Raw genomic sequence first — 26,870 nt, 5'->3', positions numbered from 1 at the left:
CAATTTATTCACGTGAGTGCTCGTCGTCCGTCTTTTCATATCGGCCGCGTGTAACGCCCGGCTCGACGAACACGTCGCTGGCTCGGTGTCTGTTGCGGTTCGCAAGTCTGCCCCACTCTTCGAGGCCGCGTTCGACCTGCTCGGCCGAAAAGCCGATCTGTTCGCCGACGGCAACCAGCTCTCGTGGAGACCGAAGCCATAGATGCGTGGTCGGGCTCGAACTGACGACGTATGGGGTGTTGTACTGCTCGACGAGTTCACGGAGTTTGCGGAGTCCGCGCAGTGCCTTGACGCGCTGGCCGCCACTGGATCGCAGAACGGGACCGAAATCGAACTCGACGCGGACGCCGTGGGTGGTAGCTGCTTTCGCGAGCACGTGATTGAAGTCACCCGATTCGGCCATTGGGCGCGTGAGTACGTCGACACGATCGGTTTCAACAGCGTACCGATCGAGCGCGTTCGTGCCGCCACGCACCAACAGTAGGGTACATTTCGCGCGAAAGTTGCCGACCGAGCCGGAGACACTATCGGGGGTGTCTGCCTCGATCTCGACCGCGTCGACGATGTCGATCTCGTAGCGATCACCAATGGCTGCGGCGTCGTAGTCGGCTTCCCGTGTTCGAACGACAAGTCCGTCGTAGCCGTAGCTTGCGGCCGTTTTGGCGTATCGACTGACGGTGCTCGTTCCCATGGGATGGGCGACGACCGCCTCGTACATACCCTCGATTTCCGTGTCGACCGCTTGGTGGTTGCGGTTCACTCTCGGTCAGTGGCTGTATCGCCAGTATTGACCGCCTGCTGGACGTCAACGGCGGCCCGATTCTCTGCAACGTCGTGAACGCGGACGATGTCAGCACCACGATCGGCGGCCAGCGCAGTCGCCGCGACGGTCGCCTCGCGTCTATCGTCGGGCGCGCGGTCGATATGATCGAACATCGACTTGTGGGAGTGGCCCACCAAAATCGGACAGCCCAGTGCTCGGAACTCGTCGAGTCGCCCCAGGAGTTCGAAGCTTTCGGGAGCCGTTTTACCGAAGCCGAGGCCGGGGTCGACGATGATCCGTTCACGGGGGAGTCCGGCTTTTTCGGCGAGCAACACACGCTCGTTGAGCGCGCGAATCACGTCTTCGACCACGTCCTCGTAGTCGACGTCTCGGTCGGGAACGACCGGCGTATCAATCGAGTGCATGACGATCACCGGCACCTCGCGGTTGGCGGCCAAAAATCGCATTGCAGGGTCTTCGAGCCCAGCGACGTCGTTGAGGATATCCGCTCCAGCGTCGAGGGCGGCCTCGGCGACCGCGGCTTTACGGGTGTCGACCGAGATCCGGACGTCGAGTTCGGAGACGGCCTCGATGACCGGAACAATGCGGTCGATCTCCTCGGCGACAGTCACTGGATCGGCCCCAGGACGGGTGCTTTCGCCGCCGATGTCGATAAGGTCTGCACCCTCGTCGACGAGGGCTTTGGCGCCCTCGATTGCGGCCTCGCGGTCGAAAAAATCCCCGCCGTCGTGGAAGCTGTCGGGCGTAACGTTGAGAATTCCCATGACGGCGGTCCCCTCGTCCCACGGATACTGGGGGGTTGTTTCGTCGTCGGCATCAGTTATAAGGCCGACCTGGCGACGGATCTTGGCGGCAATCGCCGGAAGGCCGAACGGTTGGCCCATGAGTGTGGCCGTCAACTGGCGGAACTGAGCGACCGTTCCCATCAGCACGACATCGTGGAGTTCGCCCGCCGCAGTGACCCCAGAGCTGCCACAGCTCCCACCGAGCGAGCGGAGTTCGCGATCGAGAATTGTGGCCTGTCGACCTTCAACCTGCATTGAGACGACGCGGTGGACCGCCCGCTCGGCCTCGATGTCGATCTCCCAATCGGTCACATGAGCCTTCGACAACACCGTTCTGGCTTGCTGGCTGTCGTCGACACGTTTTGGGATCGCCCGCCGTGTCATCGTCGTCCGGGCCTCGCCGACCGCGAACAGCGAGCCAGTCACAAGGAGACAGTCGTCGGGACCGGCACGCTCTCGGGCCTCGGTAACTGCCTCGGCAACCGACGAGCCCGCAGTCACGTCGTCAGCGCCTGCGGTTTCGAACACACGGGCGAGAACCGTCGGATCCTCCGCGCGGTCGAGATTCGGTCGGCACGTGATGACCGAATCGGGGGTCGGCAGCGTTTCAGCCATCTCCCCGTGGGATTTGTCGTGCATCGCCCCGAAGACGAGATGCAGGTCGTCGTAGTCGAACGTCGACAGCGTTTCGGCGAGCGTCCCGGTCGCCTCGGGGTTGTGAGCACCGTCGAGGACGATCAGGGGAGCTTCGCGTATGACCTCGAAGCGCCCCGGCCAGTGGGCGTTGCGGAGCCCACGGCCGATCGTCGTGGCATCGAAGTCGACTGTCTCGCTGTATTCGTCTTCGAGCGAGCCAACGACCTGTCCTGCGAGCATCGTGGCGATCCCGGCGTTGAGCGCCTGATGCTCGCCGAGTAGCGCGAGCCTAACGTCGAGTTCACTGGTGTCGAGCGCGGGCCACGGCCCACGGTCGACGGTCGGGAGTTCGATCCGCGCGCTGGCCTCGGTGTGGTTGACCCGGCCCTCGTAGCGAACCGTGCAGCCGCTGGGCTCGGTGTCGCTGGCCGTGCCAACCGTGAGGACCTCACCAGCCTCGGCGCGAACAGCGTGGCGGGCCTCACCGGTCGCGCCCGTGACGAGCGGAGTCTCACCGCTGGGTGCGACTTTGGCTTTTGTCGTCGCGATTGCTTCGATCGTATCGCCGAGCACGTCGGTGTGTTCGAGCGTGACCGTCGTCACACAGCTGGCAACCGGGTCGACCACGCTCGTCGCGTCGAACTCGCCGCCGAGACCGACTTCGAGCACCGCCACGTCGACGTCCTCGCGGTCGAAATACCAGATACCCATCATCGTGACGACCTCGAAAAACGTGAGCGGGTTACCCTCGGCGGCGCGGTCGACCAGCCAGGGTTTGGTTCGCTCGATAAAGTCGGTGATCGCCGACGCGGTGATCGGGCGGCCGTCGACCTGTATTCGTTCGTCGAGCGAAACCAGGTGTGGCGAGCTGTAGAGCCCGACAGACAGCCCGCTTTCCCTGAGAATAGATTCGACCATCTTCGCTGTGCTTCCCTTGCCGTTCGAGCCCGCAATCTGGACGAACGGGAGTTCGCTGGCGGGCTCACCGAGTTCGCTTCGCAGGGCTGCGATGCCGTCGATACCGGGGCGGACCGCAAATCTGCGGAGATCGAAACAAAAATTTGCCGCCTCGTGATACTCCATATAGCCGAATCCGACTGCCGCAGGTTATCTGCTTCGGTGCAGTACGGCGCACACCTGTTTAACAGCCCGCGGCGAGATACTACTGTATGCGGTTTCCCACCCGCCGAACTGGCTACTATGTGGGGTTAGTGGTTGCGACGACCCTCCTGTTCACCGTACTCTACAACGCTGGCATGACGTTCTTAGAGGGTCGACCCCAGCCACTGTTTCGCTCGCTCGGAGTCGTGATTCAGAGTTTCACCACCACCGGCTACGGTGAGGACGCACCGTGGCAAACACCTGAAATGAATCTCTTGGTGATCCTCATGCAGTTCGCCGGGATCGGACTCATTCTGACTGCCGTCGACATCTTCGCAGTACCGTGGCTCCGCAACACCCTCTCGCCGACCGTCCCGGAGACTGCCCCGAAGAGTGATTCTCACGTTATCATCTGTGCGCACACACCCCGAACGGACGCCTTTATAAACGAGCTCGACGCCAGAGACCAGCCCTACGTGCTGATCGAGCCGGATATCGAGACCGCGAACAAACTTCATAAGGCAGGATACCAGGTGGTCCACGGCGATCCGGAGTCGACCGAGCTGCTGGCGAACGTCGGGATCGACCGGGCGGTCGCCGTTGTCGCGGATGTGGCCGACGATACGAACGCAAGCATTGCGCTGTCGGTGCGAGCTTCGGACGCCGAGGTCCGAATCATCACGCTCGTCAGCGATTCGGAGCTCAGTCGCTATCAGTACGTGGCCGGTGCTGACGAGGTGCTGTCGCCCCGGCAGTTGCTGGGCGAGAGCCTCGCGGCACAGGTTCCCGCGACGATAACGACCGATATCGAAGAGGGGGTTCCGATCAGCGAGACTGTCGAACTGGTCGAACTCACGGTTGAGGCGGACAGCGACTTTTCCAACCGTCGGTTTAGGGAGGCTGCCCTCCGCGAGCAGTTCGGTGTCAACGTCATCGGAATGTGGGTCGACGGGAGCTTCGAGACACCGGTCGACCCGAACCAACGACTCAACTCCGGCAGCCGGCTACTCGTCGCCGGTGAGCAAAGCCAGGTCGATGCACTCCGTGAGGCGACGGCCGCGACGGTTCGGGAAATCGCCCCGCAGAGAATCGTTCTTGCGGGGTACGGGGATGCTGGCCAAGCAGCAGCCGACGAGCTGACGGCCGCCGACTCACAGCTCTCTGTGTTGGATATTGATGCAAAGAACGCGGTCGACGTCGTGGGTGATGCCCGCGATCCGGCGGTGCTGGATGCCGCAGGAATCGACGACAGCAGCGCACTCATTTTGACTGTGGGAGACGATACGACCGCGATCTTCGCGACACTCATCGCTCGTGAACTGAATCCGGAGCTCGACATCCTCGTGCGGGCTAACGAGCAAGAAAACGTCGAGAAACTCTACCGGGCGGGCGCAACGTACGTTCAGTCGTTGGCCACCGTCAGCGGACGAATGCTGGCCTCTACGGTGTTCGAAGACGAGGAGGTGCTGGCCTACGGCACACAGCTCAGCGTGGTTCGACTCCCTACGGGCGAGCTAGCTGGGAGTACACTCGTCGACGAACAGGTGCGAACAGAGACAGAGTGTACGGTGATCGGTATCCAGCGCAATGGAGAGACGATCACCGAGTTCGATCCCGAGACGTTCCGCTTCGCCGAAGGTGACGAGGCCATCATCGTTGGGACGGACACCGCAATCAGAGAGTACGAGAATCGGTACTGTTCGTAGTCGCTCGTGGTTCGAACCGGCCGGTGAACCCTTTTGTAGTCGGCACAACTGGACCTAGTATGGATCTGCCAGTGGGCGAGGCATCGTCGACGCCGGTCGAGTACGAACCGGTCAGCGTCAAGGATCTGCTCGTCGAGATGAAAGACACCGCCGAGCTGCTGATCGATCTCGCCTACTCGGCAGTGCTCCACCGCAGCGACGAGCTCGCTACCGAAGTGTTACGGCTCGAAGGCAAGATGGATGTCCTCGAAATCCGCGCCCAAATGAGCCTGCTGATGGCCGCCCGGAGCCCCTCGGATGCAGAGGCGCTTGCGCCCGTCCTCAGTATCGTCACCGCGACCGACCAGATCAGCGATGCGGCGGGCGATATCGCCAAGATCGTCCTCGAAGACATCGGCCTTCCGGACGCCATGCGGGCGGCGCTTCCCGAAGCGGTCGAAACGCTCGTCCGTGGCGTCGTCGACGAGGAGTCGGTGTACGCTGGCCGCACGCTCGGCGAGATCGATCTCGAATCCGAAACCGGCGTTCGAGTAATCGCCCTCAGGCGCGGCGAACAGTGGCTCTTGAATCCCGGCCCCACCACCGATATTCAGGGTGCAGACATCGCCTTTCTCCGCGGCCCCGAATCAGAGATCGGCGATGTCTATGAGACGCTCTCGGCGACCGCCTACGACCCACAGCTTCCCGAGGTCGCTAGGATCGAGGATCTCGAACGCGCGGTCGACACCATCCTCCACATGAAGAACCTCTCGGAGCTGGCGGTCGATCTGGCCTACAGCAGCGTGCTGTTCGACGACGCCGAACTCGCCGAGGAGGTGAGTAACCTGGAGGTCGAGGTCGACTCGCTTGAGTCGCGGTTCGAGGCATGGGTACTGCAGGCCGCGGCCGACGCCGAGGATCCGGTCACGCTTCGCGGCCTGATCCATCTCGGCACCAGCACCGAAGTCATCAGCGATGCTGCCCTCGACATCAGCGAAGGCGTCCTCCGGGATATCGAAGTCCACCCGGTGGTCCAACTCGCGGTCCAAGAGAGCGACGAGATCATCACTCGCGCGGCGGTTGCGACCGGAAGCGAGCTCGATGGCACTTCGGTCACTGAGGGAGTTCCCGACGCTGATGTGACGATGTCCGTGATTGCGATCCGTCGACCCGGCGACGGCTGGATTCTGGTGGCGGATGCCGACGCCGACCTCCGCGGCGGCGACATCGTGATCGCCAAAGGCACCCGTACGGCCGCCGCACAGTTCGACCAGTTAGCCGCGGCCTAACGAACCACTTATTGGGATGAGCGGCCCCGTTTTGAGTATGAACTACGAGCAGGTGCGGTCGGTCGACCCGGCGGTCGCAGACGCCCTCGAAGGCGAGGATTCTCGACAAGAAGGCACACTGGCAATGATCGCCAGCGAAAACCACGTCAGCAAGGCCGTCCTCGAAGCCCAAGGCAGCGCACTCACCAACAAGTACGCCGAAGGCTATCCCGGCAAGCGCTATTATGCGGGGTGTGAGTACGCCGACGACATCGAACAACTGGCCATCGACCGCGCCAAAAAGCTCTGGGGAGCCGAACACGTCAACGTCCAGCCCCATTCCGGCACCCAAGCGAATCAGTCGGTCTACTTCGCGACGCTCGAACCCGGCGACAAGATCCTTTCTCTCGATCTGACCCACGGCGGCCACCTCAGCCACGGCCATCCCGCCAACTTCGTCGGCCAGTTCTACGACGTCGAACAGTACGAAGTCGACCCCGAAACCGGCTACGTCGACTACGAGGGCCTCGCCGAGATGGCCGCCGAATTCGAGCCCGATATGATCGTCTCGGGTTACTCCGCGTACCCACGCGAGGTTGAATGGCAGACCATTCAGGACGTCGCCGACGACGTGGGGGCCTACCATCTCGCCGATATTGCACATATTACCGGCCTCGTCGCTGCGGGCGTTCACGCCTCGCCGGTCGGCATCGCCGACTTCGTGACAGGGTCGACCCACAAAACGATCCGCGCTGGCCGTGGTGGCATCGTGATGACCAGCGAGGAACACGCCGACGACATCGATAACGCCGTCTTCCCCGGCGGTCAGGGTGGCCCGCTGATGCACAACATTGCCGGGAAAGCAGTCGGCTTCGGCGAGGCGCTCGAACCGGCGTTCGAGGAATATGCCCAGGAGGTCGTCGACAACGCCGAAGTCCTCGCCGAGACCTTTGCGGACCACGGCTTCGAGGTCGTTTCGGGCGGTACCGACACACACCTCGTCCTGGTCGACCTTCGCGAGTCGCATCCGGACTTGCCGGGCGGTGATGCCGAGGACGCCCTCGCCGAAGCCGGAATCGTGCTTAACGCGAACACGGTTCCGGGCGAGACGCGCTCGCCGTTCAACCCCAGCGGGATTCGCGCCGGGACGCCCGCGCTCACTACGCGCGGCTTCGACGAAGAAGACATCGCCGAGGTCGGCGATCTGATCTACAGAGTCGTCGACAATCACGACGACGAAGGCGTGATCGCAGAAGTCGCGGCACGCGTCGACGAACTCTGCGACGAGCACCCGCTCTACGAGTAACGTCGCTGTCGCTGCTTCCGAATCCTTTTGCTGATTGCCTCCCCGTGTTAGGCTAATGACCCAGATTATCGACGGCAAAGCCGTCGCAAGTGATATCCGAGGCGAAATCACCGGCTGCGTCGACACCCTCGTCGACGCAGGCGTTACTCCCGGCCTCGCGACCGTCCTGATGAGCGACGACGCCGCCAGCGAGACCTACGTCTCGATGAAACAGCGCGACTGCGAGGAGGTCGGCATCAATGGCATTCACGTCGAGATCGATCCCGAGGCTCCCGCCGAAGAACTCTTTGAGACCATCGATGACCTCAACAACGACCCTGAAGTTCACGGTATCCTCGTCCAGTTGCCGGTGCCGGATCACGTCGACAAACGTGAGGTCATTCGGGCTATCGATCCCGCCAAAGACGTCGACGGTTTCCACCCCGAGAACGTGGGTCGACTCGTCGCTGGCGACGCCCGATTCAAACCCTGTACCCCTCACGGCGTCCAGAAGCTCCTAGAGTACTACGAGATCGAAACCGAAGGCGCAGACGCCGTGGTCGTCGGGCGGTCGGACATCGTCGGCAAACCGCTGGCGAACCTCCTGATCCAGAAGGCCCCACAGGGTAACGCGACAACGACGATCTGTCACTCCCGAACGGGCGATCTCGCAGCCAAAACGGGCGACGCAGACATCGTCGTTGCTGCTGCGGGCGTTCCCGAGTTCATCGATGGCTCGATGATCAAAGAGGGCGCAACGGTGATCGACGTGGGCGTGAATCGTGTCGATGCGGACACCGAGAAGGGTTACAAACTGGTCGGCGACGTCGACTACGAGAGCGCCAAAGCAGTCGCGGGCGCGATCACGCCGGTTCCCGGCGGTGTTGGCCCGATGACTCGGGCGATGCTCCTGTATAATACGGTCAAAGCCGCCAGCGAACAGGCAGACGTCGACGTCGAACTCCCATAGACACCAGGTTCAGTGTCGGAACAGGTAGAGCGCGTCGTCCTGGTTCAAAAGACAAAAGCTCGCACCGTCGTTTTCGGGGAACGTTGTTCCACGTTGTTTTGTTACAAAGAGCCGGTCGAACACCGTACTACAGACCGGACACGTCACGTCCTTCCGATTGTCGTACAGCCCCGTTTCCCCCGTGTGCTTCAACTGCTTCATCTCGTGTCGATGGTCGTGGATATCGAACGGCTCTGGCATATTCTCACAGATGACTGTCGACTGGTTTGGTGTTTTCGCCGTCGGTATCGATCAGGCCGTCACTGTCGCCGTCGCCGTCGGTGTCGACGGACTACCCCAACCGTTGGAGTCGATCACGAGCCGACGCCAGCGCGTCGACGTCTCCCGTCCGGAGATACTGGCCGATCTCGCGGGTCGACGAAACGAGCTCCGCGGTCGTCTCAGGCGGTATCTCACCTTGGAGGGCTTCGGCGCGCTTGCACTGGTCTCGGAGCGAACCCAGCGCCTTAGTAGCCTCCGAATCCGGGTGCTCGTCGAGCCAGGTTCGAAGGTCCCGTCGGTAGGCCTCGACGCTCTCGACGACTGCCATCCCTCTGGCAGGTGCCAGTGAGTCCGGGAGCTCGGGTTCGGGTGGCCACTCGCCGTCTTCGGCGTGGCGGACCACTGAGAGGACGTAGAGTTCCTCGGCTTCGGTCGACTCGCGACCACGGGCGACCAAATCGGCGGCATGCAGGAGCTCTCGAGCCAGGAGATACGTATCGTCAAGCTCGCGGAGCTCACCACCAGTAATAAATCCACGTTTGCGCGTGTAGCTCCGCAGTATGGCTTTCAAGTCGGCGACGACATCCTCGATCGATTCGGACCCCAACCGGTGGCGAATCGGCGTGAGATCGAGTTCGATGGGGCTGTCGGTGTGCTGACGACGCGCCTCGTCGACGCCGACGCTTCGGACCGAGCCACAACTCGGACAGGAGATGCTCCCCGTCTCGTAGTAGGACCACTGGGTATCACACGATCGACACTGGCGTGTTCCCCGGATTTTCATACCACGGCGTTCGGATGGCAGGCCGAAAAGTCATTCGTGCGACGGCTCGAACCCGTTCGGTTCGACAGCTGCCTACAATCACATTTGATAGCCATATGGATATGTTTAATACACAGGGGATTCGTGTTACAGTCGACGCTTCGCTTTGGAGGGCCGAAGCGTCAGCGGGGACCACAACGGAACGAAGGCGCGCATTTTTCGCGTCGCTTACGTTCCCCTTTTGACGAAACCAAACGATATAGCGAAGCTGTCTGAACTGGTTACTCGATACTGAGCGAGCCGCCCGTCTGTCCCGTCGAGCCGTCTTCGTCCCACTCGATTTCGAGTTCGAGCGAACGCTCGGCGTTGGCTCCACTGCTGTCGGTTTCCCGTTCGGCTTTTACTTCGAACGTGGGTTGGTCGGGGATTTCAACGGTGTGGCTCTCGTCGCCTGCCGATAGCGTGACCGCCTCGCCAGCCGAGAGTTTGTCGGCTACTGCACGCAGGTAGACAGCGATCTCTTCGCGCGACTGTGTCGACTCGGATTTGAACAGGACCTCTTCGGGCATACACCTACTAACGGACTGTACCCTGATAAATGATTGTCAGCCATAGCTGTCGGTGCCAACAGAGCTCCGGACACCTACCAATCTGATACGAGAACGATGCGATAGGTACCAAGGCAAAAGCAGCCAAGAAGCCCGATCTGGTCGTTGATTTCAGTAATAGGTCGGTATATTTATTTATTTTAGAGAATAACCTGCAACTGGACATTACCGATGTACGACCTAACAGGATTCCAACGTGACCTGCTGTACGTGATTGCCGGGCTGGACGACCCTCACGGATTAGCAATCAAAGAGGAGCTCGAGGAGTATTACGAAAAAGAGATTCACCACGGGCGGCTCTATCCGAATCTCGATACGCTCGTCGACAAAGGGCTCGTCGAGAAGGGCCAGCGCGACCGTCGAACCAACTTCTACACGATGACCCGTCGCGGCCGTCGCGAGATCGACGCCCGCTCGGACTGGGAAAAGCAGTATCTCCCGGCCTGAGACCACCTATTCTGTTGATTCAGTCGATTTTTCTGTTGATTGCTGTGACTCCGTTGCAGTCGTAGACTCGCCACGAGCGGTCGATGATGTCGAGTCGACCGGCGGTGTCGAGTCGGTCGACCCGGAAGCAGTGGACCCACCAGGTGGTCGGTGGCCTGCGGTTCCAACCGGAGCCCCGATGAATGGAACTGCGGTGGACTGATCCTCGGAGAGTAGTTCCGGCAAGACGATTCTGGCGAATTGGATCACCAACACCAACAGAATCGGCATCAGAAACAGCCCGTACCAGCCGAACAGCAGCGGGCCGAGCGTGTACGCCAGCATAAGCGCGCCGACGTGGACGTTCCGTCCCGAGACGTAGGGACGCAACACGAGGTCAGGAATCGTGTCGACGATAACCAGCGAGACGATGACGAACAGCCCGACGAACCACAACGACTCGATGCCGCCGGTCCGGACCGCTTCGGCGGTCATGTAGATCGCGACCGGCACGTAGATGAGCTTCATTCCCACGACCGGAATGAGGCTGGCAACCCCAGTCAAGAGGCCGATGAGCGCTGCCGCCGGGATCGCTACTGCCTCCGGGGCGAGAACGTTCAACAGCGAGTAGGTGATCACCGCGATCGTCCCGGCGAACACGGCGTTGAGGATGTTACCGAAGAAGATGTCTCTGAGATCTCGGTCGACCGCGACGAAGTACGCTCGAAACAGCGAGCCCTTCTCACCGAAGGCGTCCAACAGCCACGCTGACATTCGGTGGTCGTCCCGAAGCAGGTAGAACGCCAGCGCGACCATCGCAAAGAGGTTGATAAGCACGATCGCAACTACCGTCAGCGTCTCGACCGCCGAGGTCACAGATCCGATCGCCGAGCCGAGCAGGTCGGCGTTCAGGAACTGTCTGGGTTCGAGCGATAGCAGGCTGGTCGGATCGCTCAGCTGCTCGAACAGCGCCGGATCGATGCCGAAATCCGCCGGATCGAGCGCGGTCGACCGCGTCACTTCGTTGAGTTCGCCGAAGACGATCAACAACGCGTAGGTCACGAGCGCCAGCGCGGGCAGCGCCAGCGCAAAAATCGAGATGCCTGCGGCGATGCTCGGCTCGCCAACCCGGCGTTCGATGCGGTTGTAGACGGGGCGCGTCGAGTAGTATATAAACAGCCCAAAGACGAGCGTTCCGATGAACGAACTTACGACATAGGCCACCGCACCGAGGAGGGCAACGCCGACGAGCACCCAGATCGGGTGTCGACGGATCGTCCGTTGAAGTGACATAGGTACTCATCTCTGGGCGCTGAAAAAAGCATGTCGACTCAGCCACCGTCGACCCGTTCACTGCGCCGCTCAGTCGGCGGAGTCTTAAACACCGCGCAGATCAATGGTCGACGAATGGGTCACGTCGTCATCGATGCACAACCGCTTTCTGCGGTCAGTCTCCAGCCCGAGACGTGGTCCGCGGCACTTCAAACGGGGGCGTTCTTCGGGCTCTCGTTCGACGAACCAGTGTTCCAGCTCATTATCGCGGCGGTGCTTGGGCTGTTTCTCGGTCTGGAACGCGAGTGGTCCGAAAAGCCCGCGGGCATCCGCACGTTTTCGTTGACCTGCCTGCTGGGTGCGGTGTTCACGATCGTCGCCCAGTCGACCGAGTACGGCGGGATTCTGATCGGTGTCGGCGGGCTGTTCGTCATCTCTCAGGGGTTCTTGCTGGGCATCGAAGGGCTTCGGTCGGCCAGCGAAACCGAGTCGCTCTCGCTGACGACCGCGGTCTCGCTGCTGGTCGCCTACGGGGTTGGCATTCTCGTTGCGGCCGGCTTCGTGCTCGAAGGCGTCACGGTGGCGGTCGTCTCGTCGACGCTGCTCGTGCTCAAACGCGAGCTTCACGATCTGGCCGGCGGACTCTCACGCATCGAGCTCCAGTCGGCCATCGAGTTTGCTATCCTCGCGTTCGTCGTCTACCCGCTGCTTCCGTACGGCGTTATCGAGGTTGGTCCGGTTCCGTTCGAGCCCCGGATCGCCTGGCTGATGGTCGTCACAGTGGCAGCCATTGGCATGGTCAACTACGCGCTGGTTCGGAGCTACGGCGGACGAGGTATCGCTGTCACGGGCTTTTTCGGGGGGTTAGCCTCGTCGGCGGCGGTCGTCGGCGCGATGCTCGATCACGTCCAACAGGACGCCGAGGCCGTCCAGTACGGCGTCGCGGCGGTGTTGCTGTCCAACGCCGCAATGGCGCTCCGAAATCTCGCCATTGCGGTCGTCTTTACGCTCTCGGCCGGTGCCGTTCTCTACACCGTTGTCGCCCCATTGGGCGTGATCGTGCTCGGAAGCTTCGTCATCGCGTGGTTCATCGCCGACTGGAGCCAACAGGTCGACATGGAGTTCGCCAGCCCGTTTTCGCTCCGGAACGCGCTCGCGTTCGGCTCGGTGTTCCTCGTTATTCTCGCCGGGAGTTCGGTCGCCCAGACCGAGTTCGGCACCGCGGGGCTCTACGTCAGCGCGCTGGTTTCCGGGCTGGTCTCGTCGGCCGGCGTGACGACGTCGACCGTGTTGCTGTTTCGGTCGGGTACCATCGATGGCCCAGAGGCCGTTGTGGCGATTTTGCTCGCGACTGCCGCTAGTATCGTCGTCAAGGTCGGTCTGTCGACGGCCGGCCCGAAACCGTTCTCGCGTGCGGTCACGCTGTGGAGCAGCGTCTTGGTGGGGCTCGCCGCGGCCGTTGGACTCGGCGTTCTCACGCTCGGCGGCTAGTTCTGGCACTCGGTCCACGGCGCTGATGCGAAGTGGACGTACTTATGTGTCCGAATGTCTTCGTTCTTCGTGAACCTGCGCAGTACTGTATGAATACGGTACGTGTTATCGATACTATGAGTGTGGAACACGCTGCCGAGATCACCTCGGTTGTCTCGACTGGTCTTCAGGGGTCTGTCTCGCTGTTATCGATCTATCTGGTTGTTTTCGGAGCCGCCGCGATTGCCTGCTTTGCGAGCCTCGGCCGGGCGACCGAGATCACGAATACGGACACACGCCGTGGGCTCGTTGCGTTGCTCGTCACGAGTGGGCTCTGGGCGACGTTCCACGTCGGCTATCTCGCTGCCCCGTCGACCTCGCTCAAGTATGCGAGCTATATGGCGGGCCTCATCGTCGGTCTGAGCACGGTCGGGCCGTGGCTCTACTTGTGTTCGGCCTACAGCGGCCGGACGCTCCACCGAAATACGACCTATCGGCGGCTCGCGGTCAGCGTCTATCTCGTGATCGTCGCGATCAAACTCACCAACCCGCTCCACGGGCTGTACTTTTCGGCCGAGTTCGTGACGACGCCGTTTCCACACCTCTTCATCGATCATGGCGTGCTCCACTGGGTGGCGATGGGGTTGGCCTACTCGCTGGCGCTGGTCGGGATGTTCATGCTGTTCGAACTGTTCGCCAAGGTCGACTACGACACCAAACCGTTCATCGTTCTCGTCGGGCTCACGGGGCTGCCGGTCGCGTTGGATATCGTCGGGACGGCCAGCCCGCGGTTTCTCGACATCGGCTACTCGTCGCTCGGCGTCGCCGCGTTCGCGGTCGGAACGCTATTCATCTACACGGATCGGTTCCAGACGATCCAGCTGGCCGGCCAGTACGACGACCCGGTGATTGTTCTCGACGACGAGGACCACATCCGGGATTTCAATTCGAGCGCCCGCGACCTGTTTTCCGAACTCGATGGGGCTGTCGACGCGGAGTTGTCGACGGTTCTCCCGGAAGTCACCACCTATTTGGCAACTGGCACACCGCTCGAACGGATGGTAGCTGGCCAACGGCGATACTACAGCGTACTGTCGAACCAGTTCGCGACCAGCCACGCCCGGCTCGGTCAGCTCGTCACACTGAAAGACGTAACCGAACAGGAGCAGTACAGACTCGAACTCGAGTACCAAAACAGCCGTCTGGAGCAGTTCACTGGCATGGTTTCGCACGACCTGCGCAACCCGCTCAACATCGCCCAAGGCAACATCGATCTGAGCCGCGAAACCGGCGACAGCCAGCCGCTCGAAACCGTCAAAACCGCCCTCGATCGGATGGAGACGCTCATCGAGGACCTGCTCGCGTTGGCCCGCCAGGGCCAGCCCATCGACGAAACCGAGCCCGTTTCGCTCAGCGAAATCGCCCGCTCGTGCTGGGCGATGGTCGACGTGGGCCAAGCCGAACTCATCGTCGACGACGATCTGACAGTCGAGGCCGATCCCGACCGCCTCCGACAACTGTTCGAGAACCTATTTCGAAATGCCGTTGAACACGGTGGCAAAACGGTCACCATCTCGGTCGGACCGCTCGATACCGGTGCTGGGTTTTACATCGAAGACGATGGTGCGGGCATTCCCGAGGAGGCCCACGCCACGGTCTTCGAGTCGGGCTATACGACCTCCCGAAATGGGACGGGCTTCGGGCTCAGCATCGTCTCGGAGATCGTCGACGCCCACGGCTGGACGATTCGCGCAACCGACGGCCGAGACGGTGGGGCCCGGTTCGAAATCCGAACCAACGAGTCGGTGTACCGTCCTGAAGAGACACAGGACGAATCGACAGCCGATTCGAATCTGGATACGGACATCGATTCAGTGTCGACAGTATCGACGTAATAGTGGCTACTCGCTGACCGAATGACTCGACAGTACGGATAGTCGAAAAATCAGTAAAAATGGCTTGCGGTTGTCGACCGCTTAGACGAGCATCTCTTCTTCGGCTTCGAGCAGCTCGTGGTACCGGTTTCGGATGGTGACTTCGGAGATGTCGGCGACCTCCGAGACCGCCGCCTGCGTGGTTTTCTCGTTGGTCAGGAGTGCGGCCGCATACACCGCGGCGGCAGCGAGGCCGACCGGCGATTTGCCGCTGTGGACGCCCTGTTCTTTCGCGTTTTTCAGGAGCTGTTTGGCGCGCATTTCGGACTCCTCGGAGAGATCCAACGAGGAGGCAAAGCGTGGGACGTACTGTTCGGGATCAGCCGGTCGGACTTCGAGCGAGAGTTCGCGGACGACGTAGCGGTAGGTGCGGGCGATCTCGCTTTTCTCGACGCGGGAGACGTCCGCGATCTCGTCGAGGCTTCGGGGGACGCCTGCCATTCGTGCGGCCGCGTACACACACGAGGTCGACACGCCTTCGATCGAACGGCCCGGCAGGAGATCCTCGTTGAGCGCGCGGCGGTAGATCACGGAGGCAGTCTCGCGGACGTTGTCCGGCAGGCCGAGCGCCGAGGCCATCCGGTCGATCTCGCCGAGTGCCTGCTTGAGGTTGCGCTCTTTGGAGTCACGGGTGCGGAAGCGCTCGTTCCATTTGCGGAGCCGCTGCATTTTCTGGCGCTGGCGGGCACCGAGCGATCGGCCGTAGGCGTCTTTGTTCCGCCAGTCGATGTTGGTGCTCAGACCCTTGTCGTGCATCGTGTTGGTGGTCGGCGCACCAACGCGGGATTTCTGGTCTTTTTCGGCGCTGTCGAACGCACGCCACTCGGGGCCGCGGTCGACCGAGTCCTCGGTGATAACCAGCCCGCAGTCGTCACAGACGGTTTCGCCGTGTTCGTCGTCAGTGATGACGTTACCACTACATTCGGGGCATACGAGTCCATCACGTTCGGATTCGGACTCGGATTCTTGTTCGGAGGCTGTTCTGTTATGCCGCTGTCGGGACCGCGAGCGGCCGGAAGTCGTCGTAAACGTTCGTTCACTCATTGTGTACTCATCGCTCCCGTTACCCTGGATAAAAATACGGGTGCGGTCGTTGCCAACAAGAAGACAGAATATTACTTAAGTAGTTTGGTATCGGGTCGAGCACCACGAAGAGCGCCCCAACTGCGCTGAACAACCCTGATAGTTTACCATCAAAATTATGATAACTATCGGACGGTTTTCGGTTGTGGGCCCCGAAGTCGGGGTATGACTCCGCGTCGAATCGTCTCGTTGGCTCCGAGTGCGACGGCCACCCTTTCGGCGCTCGGGCTCGCTGACCGTCTCGTTGGCGTCACGGCCCACTGTGAACTCGACCGTCCAGTGGTCGGCGGCTGGCTGAACCCGGAGTATGACCAGCTGGAAGAACTTTCACCGGATCTGATCTGTACGAACGACGCGCTCCAGGCCGAAATCCGTGACGAACTCGTCGACCGTGGCTATTCGGTCCATCATGCCGAACCGAGTCGACTCGCCGATGTGCTGTCGGGGTTCGAAGCGCTAGCGACGGCCGTCGGTTGCCCCGACGCTGGAGCCGACCTCCGCACCGACGCCGAGCGTCGACTGGCGGCGGTCGACGAGCGGGTCGACCGTGTACAGAAAGACAATGATGGCAATCGTCAACGGCCGGTCGTCTACTGCGAGGAGTGGTCCGAGCCGCCGATGGCCGCTGGCAATTGGGTGCCCGACGCGATTGAGGCCGCCGGTGGTCGCTACCCGTTCGTCGACCCGGGCGAGCGCTCGCAGGAAGTCGACCGCGAGACCGTCGTCACGGCCGATCCCGATCACGCCGTCCTCCACATCTGCGGGATGGGCGATCGGGTCTCGCCCGACCGCCTTCGGGATCGTGGGTGGGATCTCGATGCGTCCGTTCATGTCGTCGACGATTCGCTGCTCAATCAACCGAGCCCACGACTGATCGACGGAATCGAACTGCTTGCCGAGCGCCTCCATGCTGTCGATAAGACTAGTTAGGAGACGGCGGCTGCAGCCGGTGGCTCTCTGGCGGCGTTATCAATGACGCAAGGCTAAAACCCGCCCTTCAGGGCATAGAACATGTCAATCAAATAGGCGGCTGAACGCAGTCTCATCGCTCGGAGACGGTCGACCCCAGAGTCCGGTTGCGAAATCGAGCCAGGTGACGATGATAATGTGCGGCGCAGTTAGCACGGCAATGCCGACTAGGTAGATCGCGAACAGATCGGCCCAGCCGACCGGGGCGACCGGAACCGCAAGCGCCAGCCCAGCAACGAGACCGAGTGCACCGAGAGACATGGGAGTGGCCTGTCGACCGAAGCGGGCCAGCGCGCCCCGAAGACCGCCGGTCGAGAGTGCGGTGGCCGTTACATCGTCCAACAACAGGAGTCGGGCGATGTGGCGCACCGAGTGCCAACAACAGAAGAACACCCCGATCGCGAGAATCGGTGGGACGACCAGAAAGAAGCCACTAAGCAGGAGACATTCGCCCGCGTCGACCAGCCACGCGCGTCGATTCTCAGCGCCAGGATAGCCGACGGCGAGCGAAGCCACGATCAGCGTGGCGACGACTCCGGCGACGACCGCTCGCGTTGTCACCGCGAACAGCGGATCAACCACGGCGAGGTCGACCGTACCGAACAGACCGACGAGCTGCTCGGCAACCCAGCGATACTCGCCAGGAAACGCCACGAGCGGAACGGCCATCGGTAGCGACCCGCGGACTGCAACCGTCAACACTCTCGACAGCCGTGTTCGGAGATGGGTCGAGTCGACCAAGTCGACGAGCGGATGAAGGTCACCGGCCCCCCAATGGAGCCACGTCAGCAGGATGAACACCACGAACGCGGCGACGGGCGCGAGAAACCAGAGGCCTACATATGCGAGTCCAACAACGAGGTACAGCCCACCGACGAGCCCCAGCCACCGCCGGGTCAGCGGCTCGTCGTAGTGCCATGGCAGCGTGAGATGGTCGACCGCACCGTGCGGGAGCCCGAAAAAGACGATGCTCGCGCCGAACACCAGAAGCTGCGTCCCTCGAGGAGGCTCACCCAACACGAGTATGGCGGCTATTGTTGCACCAACGGCGAGCCACGGGAAGACGAACGCGAACCCGAAAACCGCCTGGCTTCGGGACGGTGTTGTGTCGGTGGTCATACTGTCGAGGGCCTCCAGTTGGCCAGCAGCCACTGATACAGCACCAGTCCCTGGACGACGAACAGATTCGTCACCAGAAAGAACACGGCCTCCTCGATCGGCAGGCCGAACGGCACGAACCCAACGGTGTACTGCGGCGAGATCGTCCACAGTCCGAGCGAGATTGCTACCCAGTCGACGAGCCACAGATAGGCCGTTGGAATGGCAATTGCCACCCCGACCGTCTGGCGGGCCTCCCAGAGCTGTTTCCAGCCAAAGGCCCACTGAATCGCGAGGATCGGACCCGCCCACGCAAGGATCGCCCCCAGATAGAGCGTTGTATCGGTCGCCAGCAACCCGATGCCGCAGCTTCCGATGCCGACGCCTGCAAGCGCGCCAACAGCACGTTCACCGAGTGGGCGACCGAGTGCCAGCGAAGTCGGAAGCGAGAGTCGCGAGAGCCAGAGGGCAGTCAAAAGCGGCTGCAGCACGAAAAACAGCACCTCACCGATCGGCACCGACCAAAGCCGACCGCGAACCACGTTTTCGCCGTAGATCCAGACGCCGCGTCGAATGAGGTACGCGTCCCATGGAAGCGTGTAGATCACTGCCAGAAGTGTGATACAGACCACGCCACTGATCGCTCCGCTCCGGGGGTAGCGGGACGGTCGACGCCACGAAAGCAACCCCAGTCCGATAATCGGGGGCAGCATGGCGACTGTATGGAACTGCAGGTAGGTTTCCGGAGGGATCATGACTCGACCAGTCGACGCCAGTTGGCCACACCGAGCGCTCCAACAGGTGTTGTCGACTGTACTGTCTCAACGAATATACCCGTTCGGGCTCCGCCTTGGTGAGTACTCTAGCTGTCAAAACTCTAGCTGTCAAAACTCTAGCTGTCAAAACGACATCTGCCTTTGAAACCATTGTTCGTGGAGATCTCATCGACTCGGTTAGGGCGCGTGTAGTACGAGCGGGGGATGATCTAGGTGCTCGAATCGCTCCTCGATGTAGACTGACGCCGCTCTGTAAACTCGTGATTGCAAAACCCAGTCGACAAGCTCTCAAACACGCTATCAAAGCGACGGTCTGAAATCACGATGTGCTGTATATGAGCACCCATCCTAATTTGCAAGAAGTGCTGCCCAACGAGCCTGTTTTACTGGCATATTTGACAAAATACCTGTGTTAGCTTTTTATAATATAGTAATAAAGTCATGAAGTGCAATGGAAGACAATCAACGGAAACGAATAGACGAAGAGAGGAATTCTCTTGACGAGTTCGTCCGCCCAGCAACCGAAAGCGACCACGCAATAGAGTTCTACGGCGGTCGAGGGATGAGCGCGATTCCGCTTTTGTTTTTCATTGTGTGGGCGATCGCACAAACGGCACTGTGGCGCGTGTCAAGCGAGGAAGGCCTCGTTCTCGGGATGTTGCTCGGACTGATCGTCGCGATGTTCTTCGTGAAGGGTTCGTGGCGCAACTACGCGAGTACCATTTTCGAAGGAATGACACAACCCGTTGCTGCGACAGCAATCGTCGCGTGGGTGTGGGCCGGGATGTTCGCAGAGACGATGCAGGCAGGCGAGTTCGTCGGCGGACTTGTGTGGCTCGCAAACGTCACCGGCGTCGGACCCGTGCTCTTTCCGGCTGCGACATTCATTCTCGCGGCGGTGTTGGCGACAGGAATCGGAACCGGCTACGGGACCTCTGTCGCGTTCGCGGCGCTGTTTTTCCCTGCAGGAGTCCTCCTCGGCGCGAATCCGACGCTGCTGTTCGGCGCGATTCTATCGGGCGCGGCGTTCGGTGATAACCTCGCACCCGTGAGTGATACCACTATCGTGAGTGCGGTTACCCAGGACGCCGATATCGGCGGCGTCGTTGCCTCCCGGTTCAAGTATGCCATCATCGCGGCGGGCATTGCACTCCCCGCCTACATTCTCGCGAGTTCTGTAATGCCAGGTCTCGAAGTCGGTGCTGAAGCACGAGAGATACTGATCGGAGACAGCGAGCCGATCGGCTTGATTCACCTATTGTCGATGGGTGTCGTCATTGTTACCGCGGTTTCCGGCCGTCACATCATCGAAGCGATCTCGTGGGGGATCGTTACTGCAATCGTGATGAATATTCTTCTCGGCCTCACGTCGGTCTCCGAGATACTCGTCTTTCGTGCGCCCGCAGATGCGCCGCTCGCCGAACCGATGGCGTTTCTGCCGTTTCTCGAAATCGTTGAGACCGCAGATGTCGGCGTGGGTGGAAGCCTCGTCAACGGTGCATCCGGCTTTTTCACATTGAGTATTCTGGTGTTGTTCATCATCGCTGGGGCACAGATCATGATCCGCGGTGGTGCGTTCGATGCACTTTTAGAGTGGTCGTTCGACAAACTCGCGACGAACGTTCGGCGCGCAGAGCTCACGATGGTCGGCTCGACGGCGTTGATCAACGCCGCGATCACCATCAACACCGCGGCAGAGATCGCGATCGGTCCGTACATCTCCAAACTCGGCGAGCGGTTCAACATCAACGGTTACCGGCGTGCGAACATTCTGGACGCTCAGACCTCCGCGCTCGGATACATTTTCCCGTGGTCCGGTGGCGTTCTCGTCGGCTACACCTCCATTCAGGGACTTCCGGAAACGTACGACTGGTTCGAACAGAGCATGATCGTGAACCCGGTCGACGTCGTACCGTTCGTGTTCCACGGTTGGCTTCTCGTCGCGGTGTTCGTCTTCGCTGCGGCAACTGGCTTCGGTCGTGAGTACCTTATCGATCGCCAATCCGAGGAGGTGTCTCGCGTATGAGCATCCTCAAGAAGTATCTCGCTGGCTGGTCGTTCCGGACGTCGACGCCTGCGCTCACGGTCGGTCAAACCGTTGAGGTCTTCGTTACCGAGTACGACGAGAGCGCCGAGACATACCTCGCTCGTATCGGAAACACGATCCTCCGAGTTGAAGCGGCTCCAAACGACGTTCTCGAAAAACGGGTGCGTGTAGAGATAACGTCGTTCGAACCCGAATCTTCGGTCGGGTACGGAAGCTACATCGAAACTGTCGGCGAAAGTTCGTACGCTGGCTGAGTCCCGTCCCCTTTTTTGACGGCCCCTCTCCGCATATCGGTGCGCAAGAGACTCAAGCGCTTGATCGCGCTATCTCCTCGGCGATATCGGGGAGGGTCGCTTGGCTCACGTCCGCAACGTGCTGGACGGCTTTCAAGGCGGACCACCAAGACATCGACACACCACCGCCGCCGTGGCCGTAGTTGTGAATAACACGGTTCTCTCTCTCGATCCGCATTCCGTCGGCTCTGTACGGCCGGTACCCGTACGTGACGTTCAACTCGGTTTTGGTGACATCGACGTACTCGTTCATCACGTCTTTCGTTACGGTGTACAGTCGTTCAGGGATCGTCTGGCCGTCGACCACGATCGGGTTTTCGGGAGACTCGCCACGCCACTCGCCGTCGACGATGTCGCCCCGTAGGTAGGTGCCACCGAAAAGCACGGTCTCTTTTCTCGGATACATGTAGACGTAGTTGCTGGAACCCGAGGGCGTGTACGTATATGCGAACGGAAGTGGTTCGTCTCCATCGTACGGCACTTGGAGGATATGGCCTTTTATTGCCTTCATCGACTCGTCGTCGAACAACTCGCGGCTACCGTAGCCGGAGCAGTTGAATACGGCCTCACCGTCCAGCTCGCCTATTTCATCTGGTTTCACCGTCCGTCTCTCAGTCGACCCCCCGAGATTCGTGTACGCGGCGTACAGTTGCGGGATGTATTCGGGCATTTCGACGAAATACTCCTTGCAGACGTACCCTCCACGGACCTCTTTGCCCCCTCGGGACGGTACGTCTCCATCGAACTCGGTCACGTCTTCTATTTCCATCCGAGCGGGATGAGTAGCCTCGTATGGGTCTTCGTGGAGGTAGAAGTGGGTGTGTTTTCGAACCGGGATTCCGTCCATATTATAAAAGGGTTTGAACGTCGACTCCGCACGAGCGATGAGTTCGTCCTCCGAATACTCGGATTCGATATGGACGGGATGTATCGAAGCGGCCGCATAGTCCGTCGAGACCGTGGGCGTGTCTGCCCCGTCGATGTACGAAAACGACTCGCTCACTAACTTCGTGTCGTGACCCAAGTACTGAAGCAAAATCCCCGTCGACAGCGCTTGGACACCGCCACCGATAATCGAGTACTCCATCGTTGTGTAGAAATAACCACGCCGGATTAACTATTGCGTGGCTACCGGTCCACGTGTTCTAACAAAAAGTAATTTCGAAAGAAATTGACTGGAATGCCGAATTTCTTTTGAGTTTTTATTAGCTTTGACGAACGATCTATTCGCAGATTCCAATAGATCACCCAAAATGAACAACTCTACTTTCTCTGCGAAAACTGATGTTTGGTAACTATCCACAAATATTGAAGAGAGTGGATAAAGAGTCACCATACGGAAAAGAATGGCAATTACCTCCGCAATCGGTGGCGCGCGAACGACGTTCGATTCGGTGACAGAAGTCCTCGCCAAAGCCAACGAGCGCAAGACCGGCGATGAGCTTGCAGGTGTCGCTGCCCGGTCGGATGCCGAACGTGTTGCTGCCAAAGACGCACTGAGCGATCTCACACTCGAAACACTCCGAGAGAATCCGGTGGTCCCCTACGAAGACGACGAAGTGACCCGTGTGATCCAAGACGCCGTCCGCGAGCCGGTCTACGAGCGAATCGCCGGCTGGACGGTCGGTGAACTCCGTGAGTTCCTCGTCGACTCCACGACGACCGACGAGGACATCAGCGCCATCCGCCCCGGTCTGACGAGCGAGATGATCGCGGCGGTCGCCAAGCTAATGTCGGATATGGATCTCGTGTTGGTTGCCTCGAAAATCACGGTGACCGCCCGCTGTAACAACACGATCGGCGAGCCCGGTCGACTCTCGTTTCGCTTACAACCGAACGACCCGGCAGACGATATCGACAACATCCTCGATTCGACCCGCGAGGGACTCGCCTACGGCGTTGGCGACGCGGTTATCGGCGTCAACCCGGTGACCGACACCGTCGGAACGACGACCGAGATACTGGAGGCGACCCGCGGGATCATCGACGAGTACGACATTCCGACCCAGAACTGTTGTCTATCACATGTGACAACCCAGATGGATGCCATCCGTGAGGGTGCGCCCGCTGACCTGATCTTTCAGAGTCTCGCGGGGACCGAAGCCGGCAACGACGAGTTCGGTGTCGACGTCGCAATGCTCGATGAGGCCTACGAACTCGGCAAACACCAGTGTAGTTCGGCAGGGTCGAACGTCATGTACTTCGAGACCGGCCAAGGCTCCGAACTCTCGGGTGACGCCCACCATGGAGTCGACCAAGTAACGCTCGAAGCGCGGTGTTACGGCCTCGCCAAGCGGTACGATCCGTTCATCGTCAACACGGTTGTCGGCTTCATCGGCCCCGAGTACCTGTACGACGGCAAGCAGGTGATTCGCGCCGGGCTCGAAGACGTGTTCATGGGGAAACTGCACGGTATTTCGATGGGCATCGACGCCTGCTACACCAACCACATTCAGGCCGACCAGAACGATATCGAACGATTGGCGATGCTGCTCTCGAAGGCCTCGAACTACTTCATTACCGTGCCGATGGGCGATGATGTGATGCTCAACTACCAATCCAACAGCTACCACGACGCCGCCTCGCTGTGGGAATTACACGACCTCCGGCCAGCGGCCGCCTTCGAACAGTGGCTCGAAGAGATGGGTATCATGCGCGAGGGCAGACTCACGGAGAAAGCGGGCGATCCAACGATATTCACTGAGGGGCCACCCAATGGCAACTAACGATTCATCGGACGACCACGACACAGTCCTCGACCGCATTGCCGACCGCAACCCCTCTCGGCTTGGCGTTGGCCGGGCGGGTTCGCGACCGCGAACGTCGACGTTGCTCGAATTCCGCTCGGATCACGGCGTCGCCCGTGATGCGGTCCACAGTCACGTCAGCGACGACCTCGTCGAGAAGATGGGGCTCGTTGCCATCCAGACACTGGTCGAAGACAAAGACGACTATCTCGCCCGTCCCGATAAGGGCCAAGAGATTTCCGAGGAGACCGCCGAGCGGCTTCGCGAGTCGTGTCAGCAAGCACCGCAGGTACAGCTGATCGTTGCCGACGGTTTGAGCTCGACGGCTATCGAGCGAAACGTTCCTGATCTCCTGTCGATTCTCACTGACGGACTCGACCAGCGTGGGCTCGACGTTGGAACGCCAATTTTCGTCACTTACGGTCGAGTCGACGTAATGGACGCCATTGGCGAGGAACTCGACGCCGAGTGCTGTCTGATCTTGATCGGCGAGCGGCCCGGACTGGCGACCGCCGAAAGTCTGAGCGCGTACATGGTCTACGATCCCGAGCGCGGAACGCCGACGGCGAAGAAAACGGTCATCTCCAATATTCATGCCGGCGGGCTGCCACCGGTCGAAGCCGGTGCCGAAATCGTCGACCTCATCGCCGAGATGTGTGACAAACAGGCCAGCGGTCTCGACCTTACGGCTGCAGACCGCGAGTTCGCGAAGGGCTAATGGTCCACACACCGAAGCAGGGTATCGATGGTGTCTGACTCACCCACCGATTCCACGTCGACGCTGACAAGCGTCGGGATCGACGTCGGGACGACAACGACCCACGTCGTCGTCAGCGAGCTGGCGGTCGAATCCGACGGCGTTTCGGGGACCGAAAAACTCGCGATCGGCGATCGGACGGTTCACTTTCGCGGGCCGGTTCACGAAACCCCACTCGTCGACCCCGAAACCGTCGACGTCGACGCGGTCGCCGATCTCATCGCCAACGACCTCGATACAGCCGGCGTTGCTCCCGCAGAGATCGACACGGGTGCGGTCATCGTCACCGGTGAGACGGCCCGCACCGCGAACGCCGAGCCGCTGGCTCACCGACTCGCCGACGAGAGCGGTAGCTTCGTCGTCGCCACCGCTGGCGCAGCACTTGAGGCGATCTTAGCTGGCCAAGGCGCTGGGTCGGCCGCCCACGCAGCCGAGACTCAGACGACCGTGGCCAACGTCGACGTCGGCGGCGGTACGACCAACACCGCAATTTTCGACGCCGAAACCGTGGTCGAAACCCGGTGTCTCGACGTCGGTGGGCGGTTAGTCGGCGTTGCCGACGGGACACTCACGAAACTGGCCGATCCAGCCCGCACGATCAGTGAGGCACACGGCCTCGGTCTCTCGGTCGGCGACCAAGTCGACCCGGACACGCTGTCCGCGCTTGCCTCTGCGATGGCGAGTCTCGTGATCGACTCGCTTGCCGGACCGCCGTACGACCGGCTCACCCTCCAGTTGGCGATCGGGTCGCTCCCGGATGAGCCCCAGTCGCTCGATGCGGTCGTCTTTACGGGTGGTGTCGGCCGGTTGGTTGGCGAGTACATCGATTCGGCAGTCGGTCCCGATCCGTTCGTCTTCGACGACCTCGGGCCCTTGCTTGCCCAAGCGCTTGCGGAGGCAGTTGTCGACGCAGAGTTGACCGTAACACGGCTCTCGGAGGATCTGCGTGCGACCGTCATCGGTGCCGGAACCCACACGACCCAACTCAGCGGCCGAACCGTGTTTATCCATGTCGACCTCCTCCCGCTGCGCAATCTCCCAGTGATCTCTGCTGGCTCGCTGGCCAAGGTCGACGATGACGGACTCACCGCGGCGTTTTCGACGGTTCTCTCGCAGGCGACCCAGCGGTATGACGTTCGAGACGTCGGCGGCGTTGCAATCGCGGTCGACGACTTTGGTGGCCTCTCATACAACCGGCTCCAAGAGGTTGCAGCGTCATTTGCAGCGGCGCTGGAGGACACCTATCCCCCATCGGTCCCGATTGTCGTCGTCACCCAGCAGAACTGTGCGAAGGCGCTTGGGCAGTTACTGAGTGTTCGCTGTGCGGACTGGCCGCTCACAGTGATCGACGAACTCGTAGTTGGAACCGGTGCATATCTCGATATCGGTGAACCACTTGTGCACGGCGAGACGGTTCCGGCAGTGGTGAAAACGCTTGTATTCGGGTCATAATACATCCGTATTGAGGTGCAACGATCCCACCGCTGGGCCTACAACGCGCGTCGTTGAAGCGGGAAAGCTTACCCTCAAGAAGTCGACGAAGGCTGTGAGTAGGACGAGGGAGTTTACCAAGACTAATACACCCTACTGCAGATTGTTTCCGTATGAACGTCTTTTCCTCACCAAAAGATAGACGGCGAGGAATTCTCGTTGCAACACTCGTTCTCGCGGGTTTCGCTGCAACCTATGTTCTGATTCTTCGGTTTGCACCGTTTATATTCAATGTGCCTCGTTGCGCCGCTAATTAATCGCACTCTCGGTGCTTTCTCCGTCCAGTTTCCGTGAAAGTTGTATGCAATTGGACGCCTTCTGTCGATATGAAGTCGAAGCGGTCAACAATACGACAGTGTAA

At 60.6% G+C, this 26,870-nt stretch carries 23 protein-coding genes; 13 read left to right on the top strand and 10 right to left on the bottom strand.

Annotated elements, in window-relative coordinates; translation table 11 throughout:
- Window positions 1–4: 4 nt before the first annotated feature.
- Both O2S87_RS01645 and folP read right to left on the bottom strand, forming a co-directional pair.
- Window positions 5–718, bottom strand: a complete 714-nt coding sequence (locus O2S87_RS01645) for an RNase P subunit p30 family protein (protein ID WP_475407169.1) — start codon at window positions 716–718, stop codon at window positions 5–7.
- Between the two features lie 38 nt (window positions 719–756).
- Entirely contained in the window at window positions 757–3,288 is a 2,532-nt protein-coding gene (gene folP, locus O2S87_RS01640) for a dihydropteroate synthase (RefSeq protein ID WP_475407060.1), read from the bottom strand.
- 86 nt (window positions 3,289–3,374) lie between these two features.
- Here folP and O2S87_RS01635 point away from each other — a divergent pair, with 86 nt between their 5' ends.
- From O2S87_RS01635 to O2S87_RS01620, 4 genes are read left to right on the top strand one after another with little or no spacing between them, the layout of a single operon-like run.
- Window positions 3,375–5,012, top strand: a complete 1,638-nt coding sequence (locus O2S87_RS01635; protein ID WP_475407059.1) for a potassium channel family protein — start codon at window positions 3,375–3,377, stop codon at window positions 5,010–5,012.
- Between the two features lie 59 nt (window positions 5,013–5,071).
- Window positions 5,072–6,280, top strand: a complete 1,209-nt coding sequence (locus tag O2S87_RS01630; protein WP_475407058.1) for a potassium channel family protein — start codon at window positions 5,072–5,074, stop codon at window positions 6,278–6,280.
- A gap of 37 nt (window positions 6,281–6,317) precedes the next feature.
- Window positions 6,318–7,565 carry a serine hydroxymethyltransferase gene (gene glyA / locus O2S87_RS01625; RefSeq protein ID WP_475407057.1) on the top strand — a complete coding sequence of 416 codons (1,248 nt, stop codon included), beginning with the start codon at window positions 6,318–6,320 and terminating at the stop codon, window positions 7,563–7,565.
- A 55-nt stretch (window positions 7,566–7,620) separates the two neighbouring features.
- Window positions 7,621–8,514 (top strand): bifunctional methylenetetrahydrofolate dehydrogenase/methenyltetrahydrofolate cyclohydrolase, encoded by an 894-nt coding sequence (locus O2S87_RS01620; RefSeq protein ID WP_475407056.1) that lies wholly within the window; start codon window positions 7,621–7,623, stop codon window positions 8,512–8,514.
- Window positions 8,515–8,523: 9 nt separating this feature from the next.
- Here O2S87_RS01620 and O2S87_RS01615 read toward each other — a convergent pair whose 3' ends face one another.
- From O2S87_RS01615 to O2S87_RS01605, 3 genes are all read right to left on the bottom strand, one after another.
- Window positions 8,524–8,754 carry a DUF7385 family protein gene (locus tag O2S87_RS01615; protein ID WP_475407055.1) on the bottom strand — a complete coding sequence of 77 codons (231 nt, stop codon included), beginning with the start codon at window positions 8,752–8,754 and terminating at the stop codon, window positions 8,524–8,526.
- 91 nt (window positions 8,755–8,845) lie between these two features.
- Window positions 8,846–9,559 carry a DUF7117 family protein gene (locus tag O2S87_RS01610; protein WP_475407054.1) on the bottom strand — a complete coding sequence of 238 codons (714 nt, stop codon included), beginning with the start codon at window positions 9,557–9,559 and terminating at the stop codon, window positions 8,846–8,848.
- 260 nt (window positions 9,560–9,819) lie between these two features.
- Window positions 9,820–10,107 carry an amphi-Trp domain-containing protein gene (locus O2S87_RS01605; RefSeq protein WP_475407053.1) on the bottom strand — a complete coding sequence of 96 codons (288 nt, stop codon included), beginning with the start codon at window positions 10,105–10,107 and terminating at the stop codon, window positions 9,820–9,822.
- A gap of 210 nt (window positions 10,108–10,317) precedes the next feature.
- On the opposite strand from O2S87_RS01605, the gene O2S87_RS01600 reads away from it, so the two are divergent.
- The gene (locus O2S87_RS01600; protein ID WP_475407052.1) at window positions 10,318–10,593 is read left to right on the top strand and encodes a helix-turn-helix transcriptional regulator; all 276 of its coding nucleotides are present in this window, start codon (window positions 10,318–10,320) and stop codon (window positions 10,591–10,593) included.
- A gap of 6 nt (window positions 10,594–10,599) precedes the next feature.
- On the opposite strand, the gene O2S87_RS01595 is transcribed toward O2S87_RS01600, so the two are convergent.
- Entirely contained in the window at window positions 10,600–11,865 is a 1,266-nt protein-coding gene (locus tag O2S87_RS01595; protein WP_475407051.1) for an AI-2E family transporter, read from the bottom strand.
- A 114-nt stretch (window positions 11,866–11,979) separates the two neighbouring features.
- Here O2S87_RS01595 and O2S87_RS01590 point away from each other — a divergent pair, with 114 nt between their 5' ends.
- Both O2S87_RS01590 and O2S87_RS01585 read left to right on the top strand, forming a co-directional pair.
- On the top strand, window positions 11,980–13,335 hold the full coding sequence (locus O2S87_RS01590; RefSeq protein ID WP_475407050.1) for an MgtC/SapB family protein: 1,356 nt from the start codon (window positions 11,980–11,982) through the stop codon (window positions 13,333–13,335).
- Window positions 13,336–13,451: 116 nt separating this feature from the next.
- Window positions 13,452–15,209 carry a sensor histidine kinase gene (locus O2S87_RS01585; RefSeq protein ID WP_475407049.1) on the top strand — a complete coding sequence of 586 codons (1,758 nt, stop codon included), beginning with the start codon at window positions 13,452–13,454 and terminating at the stop codon, window positions 15,207–15,209.
- A gap of 81 nt (window positions 15,210–15,290) precedes the next feature.
- Here the strand turns inward: O2S87_RS01585 and O2S87_RS01580 are convergent, their stop codons facing one another.
- Window positions 15,291–16,292 (bottom strand): transcription initiation factor IIB, encoded by a 1,002-nt coding sequence (locus tag O2S87_RS01580; protein ID WP_475407048.1) that lies wholly within the window; start codon window positions 16,290–16,292, stop codon window positions 15,291–15,293.
- Window positions 16,293–16,496: 204 nt separating this feature from the next.
- Here O2S87_RS01580 and O2S87_RS01575 point away from each other — a divergent pair, with 204 nt between their 5' ends.
- Window positions 16,497–17,261 carry a cobalamin-binding protein gene (locus tag O2S87_RS01575; RefSeq protein ID WP_475407047.1) on the top strand — a complete coding sequence of 255 codons (765 nt, stop codon included), beginning with the start codon at window positions 16,497–16,499 and terminating at the stop codon, window positions 17,259–17,261.
- Window positions 17,262–17,345: 84 nt separating this feature from the next.
- On the opposite strand, the gene O2S87_RS01570 is transcribed toward O2S87_RS01575, so the two are convergent.
- Together O2S87_RS01570 and O2S87_RS01565 are read right to left on the bottom strand one after the other, a co-directional pair.
- Window positions 17,346–18,419 carry a Brp/Blh family beta-carotene 15,15'-dioxygenase gene (locus tag O2S87_RS01570; RefSeq protein WP_475407046.1) on the bottom strand — a complete coding sequence of 358 codons (1,074 nt, stop codon included), beginning with the start codon at window positions 18,417–18,419 and terminating at the stop codon, window positions 17,346–17,348.
- Complete coding sequence (locus O2S87_RS01565) at window positions 18,416–19,153, bottom strand: lycopene cyclase domain-containing protein (protein ID WP_475407045.1); 738 nt, start codon at window positions 19,151–19,153, stop codon at window positions 18,416–18,418. The genes O2S87_RS01570 and O2S87_RS01565 overlap by 4 nt, the downstream gene beginning before the upstream one ends.
- A 472-nt stretch (window positions 19,154–19,625) precedes the next feature.
- Here O2S87_RS01565 and O2S87_RS01560 point away from each other — a divergent pair, with 472 nt between their 5' ends.
- Window positions 19,626–21,200, top strand: a complete 1,575-nt coding sequence (locus O2S87_RS01560; protein WP_475407044.1) for a Na+/H+ antiporter NhaC family protein — start codon at window positions 19,626–19,628, stop codon at window positions 21,198–21,200.
- Entirely contained in the window at window positions 21,197–21,475 is a 279-nt protein-coding gene (locus tag O2S87_RS01555) for a DUF7513 family protein (protein ID WP_475407043.1), read from the top strand. Before O2S87_RS01560 ends, O2S87_RS01555 begins: the two co-directional genes overlap by 4 nt.
- A gap of 52 nt (window positions 21,476–21,527) precedes the next feature.
- On the opposite strand, the gene O2S87_RS01550 is transcribed toward O2S87_RS01555, so the two are convergent.
- Entirely contained in the window at window positions 21,528–22,601 is a 1,074-nt protein-coding gene (locus O2S87_RS01550; RefSeq protein ID WP_475407042.1) for an FAD-dependent oxidoreductase, read from the bottom strand.
- A gap of 259 nt (window positions 22,602–22,860) precedes the next feature.
- Here O2S87_RS01550 and O2S87_RS01545 point away from each other — a divergent pair, with 259 nt between their 5' ends.
- Genes O2S87_RS01545 through O2S87_RS01535 form a run of 3 tightly spaced genes read left to right on the top strand, consistent with a single transcriptional unit; the run spans window position 22,861 to window position 26,470 of the window.
- The gene (locus O2S87_RS01545; protein WP_475407041.1) at window positions 22,861–24,240 is read left to right on the top strand and encodes an ethanolamine ammonia-lyase subunit EutB; all 1,380 of its coding nucleotides are present in this window, start codon (window positions 22,861–22,863) and stop codon (window positions 24,238–24,240) included.
- Window positions 24,230–24,979, top strand: a complete 750-nt coding sequence (gene eutC / locus O2S87_RS01540; protein WP_475407040.1) for an ethanolamine ammonia-lyase subunit EutC — start codon at window positions 24,230–24,232, stop codon at window positions 24,977–24,979. The genes O2S87_RS01545 and eutC overlap by 11 nt, the downstream gene beginning before the upstream one ends.
- A gap of 27 nt (window positions 24,980–25,006) precedes the next feature.
- Window positions 25,007–26,470: an ethanolamine ammonia-lyase reactivating factor EutA gene (locus tag O2S87_RS01535; RefSeq protein ID WP_475407039.1), complete on the top strand. Its 1,464-nt coding sequence runs from the start codon at window positions 25,007–25,009 to the stop codon at window positions 26,468–26,470.
- The last annotated feature ends 400 nt before the right edge of the window (window positions 26,471–26,870 follow it).

It is taken from the genome of Halohasta sp. A2, from assembly GCF_056175805.1.
This window is presented reverse-complemented; position numbering and strand designations above follow the sequence as displayed.